The following is a 5011-nucleotide window of genomic DNA, read 5'->3' on the forward strand; positions in this document are numbered from 1 at the left end:
AAAGAAAACGGCGACATCGGTGATGCAGCCGTGGTCATTGTTGATGGTTTGATTCACGACACAAAACGCGGTGTTTGGATCTCTCAAAATTGGGGTTGTGGTAGTCCTAAATTCACCAAGCTTATTCAGGCTGGAGCTGAGCCACCAATTGAACTGATTGCCAAAAATAAGGGGGATAAGTTTAGTGCGACTTTAACGCACGAATTTCAAAAAGCGTATGAGCGAATGGGTTATACCCAAAAACAGGTCGGTTATATACACATCCTATCAAATGGTACACCAACGACTTTCTTTAACTACCTGAGTGACGAATTGCTGTGCAAACTGGAATTCATATCAGTAGACAACAACCGTTTAAACGCCTCACAAACTAACTTTTATAGTGCCGTAGAGCGAGGATCTGTTTCAGATTGGGGAGTGAGCTATCACAGAAAACCTTTTAACTTAGAAAATTACCCGATCAATTCTCTATTGGTGTCGGGATTAACAATAACTTTTATTTTGTACCTGATTTACAGCTATCTCTTTGGAGCTTAATACCAAATGAAATATTTAAACAGAACATCTCAAGATCGCGAAAAACATCATTACTTTAATCAACAACAGGGCGACAATAGAAAACAGCACAATCCGAACCATCGTCACCACTCTATTAGCTTAAATGATGTATTTCGGTCGTTATTAGCCCTTACTCAACTAGACAAAGACATCCCGACATTGATCAAGCTTTTTGAAGAACAAGGGCTTGAAATATGCGAAACGCGTGTACGCACTTGGTCAACACCCGTGCATATCAACAATAGACCAATACCACACATTATTTTTGTTGGTTTTATGAATTTACTTGAGTGCATCAATGCTGAAGCAAAACTCAAAGATATTAATCTGTTTGATCTGTCAGAAATCTTGGACGATATACGCAACTAACAATTATGTGGTTTAGCTATGACTGAAGAAATAAATAGTAATGAAAAAAAAGATGGTCCTATTACGGATGTAGGTAAAAAGTTTGCTGGTGCACGTAAAGACAACCCATCACCAGACTTCTCAGGCAACATGAATGGAATTAAGTCTGACAGCCTAGTGACTAAAAAGGAATATTGGCAAAAGCCTGATTTTAGAGCTGATGCCCAATCTGGCCATAAACCTGTAAAACATGCACTATTATTTTCTTTGGTCTATGCAAACTTAACCAACAAGCCTTTAGGGGGCGGTTGGTTTAGCATAGGTCAAAAGCAATGGGATGATGCCTACATTGCTACGCTACACTTCTTAAAAAACAAATATGAAAGCTCACACTACGAACGTTTAGAACAACTGACAGACGACTTTAATGCGTACATGACCGTTAAGTTTGGTGCTGGACGAAGTGAAAAAGATATTTTAGAACGCTACTCAGCTGGACGACATACCAATCGCAGAGTTAAACACCCACTATCATTTAGTTCAGACACACGTTTACGCTTAAAAAACTTAATCCCTTTAGGATGGCCAGACGATCGTGTACTTGATACGGATAATTATGGTGCCAAAAAATTATTAAACACTGAGACTGGTCAACATAAGTGGTATGCCGTTAAATCCATTTCAGCAAAGCGGTTTCAAACACTAGATGATTGGACGGAATACGACACATTCAATGCAGCACTAGAAAAAGTAAAAACATTTTTTCAGCCAATTTTAGATGAACGAGTCATAGAACCCAAAAAAGGACGCGCAAAACCACCCAAAAGACCGCGCTACGACAGAGTTGAAGTGCGCGAGGGTAAGGACCATCGAAAGGGTGAAAACATCGATAGCCAGTTGCTTATGGACTATTTCAAATTTTCTGGAGTCGAGTTCGGCAATTGGGTAAATCAAAAGGAACGTGCATGGTTTCTGAATTGCACGTATGACTCACTAATGGATCTTGTCGAACTTCTAGGTCTACCCGTTACGTTCGCATCTTTAGGCGGTAAGCTAGGAATAGCATTCGGTTCGCGTGGCACAGGCGTTGATAGCGCAGCAGCTCACTTTGAACCAGGTAATATGCTTATTCATTTGACCAAGACGCAAGGTGTTGGAGCACTAGCCCATGAGTTCGCGCACGGATTTGATTGTGTTTTGGCAAAACGAAACGGACTCAATAATAACTTTTTTAGCGAATACTTTCTTTACACCAGTAAAGGGCGTTACTCAGTACAGAATCATCAAGAGTCAGCATACAAACATCTTAAAGATGGCCAGACTGCAGATAAGTTTATCAAGCTGGTTAATTATCTTACTTTTAAGTCAACCAAATACCTTGATTACGAAGAAAGACAAGGCGGTACGGGCTTTATGAATAACGCCATGCACCTAGATCAATCACGGTCAATGTATTGGTCACAGCCAACAGAAATCTTTGCCAGACTGTTTGAATGTTGGGTGACGGATAAGCTGGCTGAAAATGATCAACAAAATGGGTTTTTGGTGCACGGCACAGAAGAGTCGGCAAATAGTTGGAATATGAAGTTAAGCGCATATCCAACAGGCAGAGAACGGGCAATTTTAGTTGATTTGATGGATGATTGGCTAAAAGCATTAGTGAGGTCGTGGACGAAATGAATGCAATCACTAAGACCTCAAAAAAAGAACGGATCTTATTCAATAATCCCAAAGCAACACGACTTTACAGGGAAGCAATAACAGAGCTTATTGCGTTTAAACCTTGGGAAGTTAACGCCACTGAGAATATGCTTACGATCTGCAACACCTACCGCTATGTCGTGAATAAACGTTGTTGTTTAGGGTACGAGTTTTGGTGTTACGACCGAAGCGAAAAAGAATGGGTACGTGTTAAGCCCTCAAGCGGTCGCCACAACTATGGGAAAAACTGGTGCAAAACAAATGACAAAAACAATGGTCTACAAGGCAGTAAAACGAGCAGATTTTGAGTATTCAAACGCAGCGCGTGGATACGTGTATCGGGGAGAGAAAATATCTGATGCTGAAGCGGAAAAACTAAAGCATAAATGGGCTAAAAAAGACCTGATGGACAATGCAAAAAAAGATGGATCGTTCACACCAGAATCATTAGAAATGTTCAAAACCTTGGTGAATCATGTATCACCACGGGAGTTGACCGCCAAACAGCAAGCTTTGACATACCATAGCCTTAAACGCTACACAGATTGCGTATTTAACCTTTATGAAGTCACCGCTAAACAAACACCTCCAGCAAAACTAAAACGACCGTACAGCATGCCTAGACTGGATGGTACGGATAACCCTTGGAACCAAGGCAAACGAGAAAACGATGTCTATATATACAAGGGGATTGAGTACAAAGGCATTGAAGCGGAAACAGCAATGCATAAAGTGGTGATTGCATCAGAATTAACGGCAATTGCCGGATTGGATAATCAGTTAGCGAATCTGGCCAACGAAACAGGTGTAGCGTTGTTTTCAGAATTTATTGAAGTTGCACACCAGAACAATGATTTAAAGGATTTAACATATGTAGTTTTTGATTATGTAAAACATCTAATTGTGACGATTGATCGCTATTTTGATTTAAAACTGAAATCTAACGTGTCGGTCAGTATTTCAGTGAACCGAGTAGCTGGCTATTCAAGGTATAGCATAGTTCAACAGAAATAGACGCACGAACGCAACCAGTGACATTACATGTGTCGTCAATGACAGCTTATGTGTCTCGAACGTGCACGTAATTTTGGATTGATTGGTTTGAATGCAGAAAATGTAAATTATGCAAAGTAACACCATGAATATAGCTGATGATTGTACGGTAGTACGTAGACCGTATCAAAGAATGACGACAGCTAACATGCTTAAGATTTGTTATAATAAACAAATTGTTAGTATCTAAACGACACATGAGCTGTCATTTTTTGGAAATTGCGACTACCCTATTCATTTTAATTCGAACTTTAACTTATGTTCACCTGAAGTCTAGTTAATAAAACTTTTAATAATTTTATTTATTATTTTCAATAACTTATATAAATAAAAAAATAATTATAAATTTTTGGTTCATGAACCTAATGAATTTATTGATACTTTTATAAAATAGAGTTAATTTGTCCGAGAGATATGGGTAGATATCTATTTTTGGTCTTTTTAGTGATTAGAGATATGACCATTGTCATCAAATTTTAAGGAATTCCTTAAGTTTTTTTCTTATAATTCAATAAAATAATTTTGAATACTCAAAAATTAAATGTAATATAAGTCACATTATGAACCGTTAAGTGAAATACGTTTTGCTTAAACGAATGATTGAGTTAGATCATCTAAATGATGATCGTGCTAGAAGACTCAGGTTTTACACCAAAATATTTGGCAGACTTTATTTTAAATACAATCCTAAACTGAATATAAAAAACCTTCGGAGGGCTTATTTGGCCAAACTAACCATCAACCTGAAAAAACTAAATTCTTACGCTAAGTATTTTTTCTAAAAGACACCGTACATATAGCATTACTTTATGTTAATAAAAATTTAGCATCATTTTTGACGCTTATTTGTTGTATGTGCAAAAGCAAGACATTTTAAATAAAGAATCTTTTAATATGAAAGTTACATATCCAGAGACAGGTATATACGAGCACGAACTCAAAGCAATTGATAAGATTAAAAAGGTCTTTGATCGTGGCGAAAAAACTAAAAACTGGCGAGCATATGCTGGTTTTGAATTTATGCATAAAAATGGAAAAAAAGCAGTAGCGAAAGGTAGTTCTGAGAAATTTGAATATGATCTCCTAATTATTACTCATGCAAACATTTTGGTCATTGAATTCAAGGACTGGAACGGTAAGGAAATTACAAAAGTTGCAGGAAAATGGTACGTAGGTAATAAAGAGCAAGATTCATGCCCTGTAGCTAAAAATGTAAAAAAAATGCAAATTATAGTTAATAAACTAAAGGATAAAGTTTCAGAAAAGAAAGCTAAGGGCATTACATTTCATTACCAAAGTGTTTCTCACTTTGTTGTCATGTGTGGTAAAGCAGATTATTCGCGCCTGCCTC

Annotated in this window: 5 protein-coding genes; all 5 read left to right on the top strand. The window is 37.5% G+C overall.

What is annotated here, in order from left to right; genetic code table 11:
• On the top strand, positions 1-537 hold a 537-nt coding region (locus ACNPNW_RS02660), incomplete at its 5' end, for a hypothetical protein (RefSeq protein ID WP_448766481.1).
• Between the two features lie 6 nt (positions 538-543).
• Positions 544-927, top strand: a complete 384-nt coding sequence (locus ACNPNW_RS02665; protein ID WP_005005744.1) for a hypothetical protein — start codon at positions 544-546, stop codon at positions 925-927.
• An 18-nt stretch (positions 928-945) separates the two neighbouring features.
• Positions 946-2586: an LPD1 domain-containing protein gene (locus tag ACNPNW_RS02670; protein ID WP_005005743.1), complete on the top strand. Its 1641-nt coding sequence runs from the start codon at positions 946-948 to the stop codon at positions 2584-2586.
• Positions 2587-2814: 228 nt separating this feature from the next.
• Complete coding sequence (locus ACNPNW_RS02675) at positions 2815-3621, top strand: hypothetical protein (protein WP_448766482.1); 807 nt, start codon at positions 2815-2817, stop codon at positions 3619-3621.
• Between the two features lie 894 nt (positions 3622-4515).
• A partial coding sequence (locus tag ACNPNW_RS02680) for a nuclease-related domain-containing protein (RefSeq protein WP_448766483.1) occupies positions 4516-5011 on the top strand: 496 nt, incomplete at its 3' end.

It is taken from the genome of Acinetobacter endophylla (assembly GCF_053543775.1).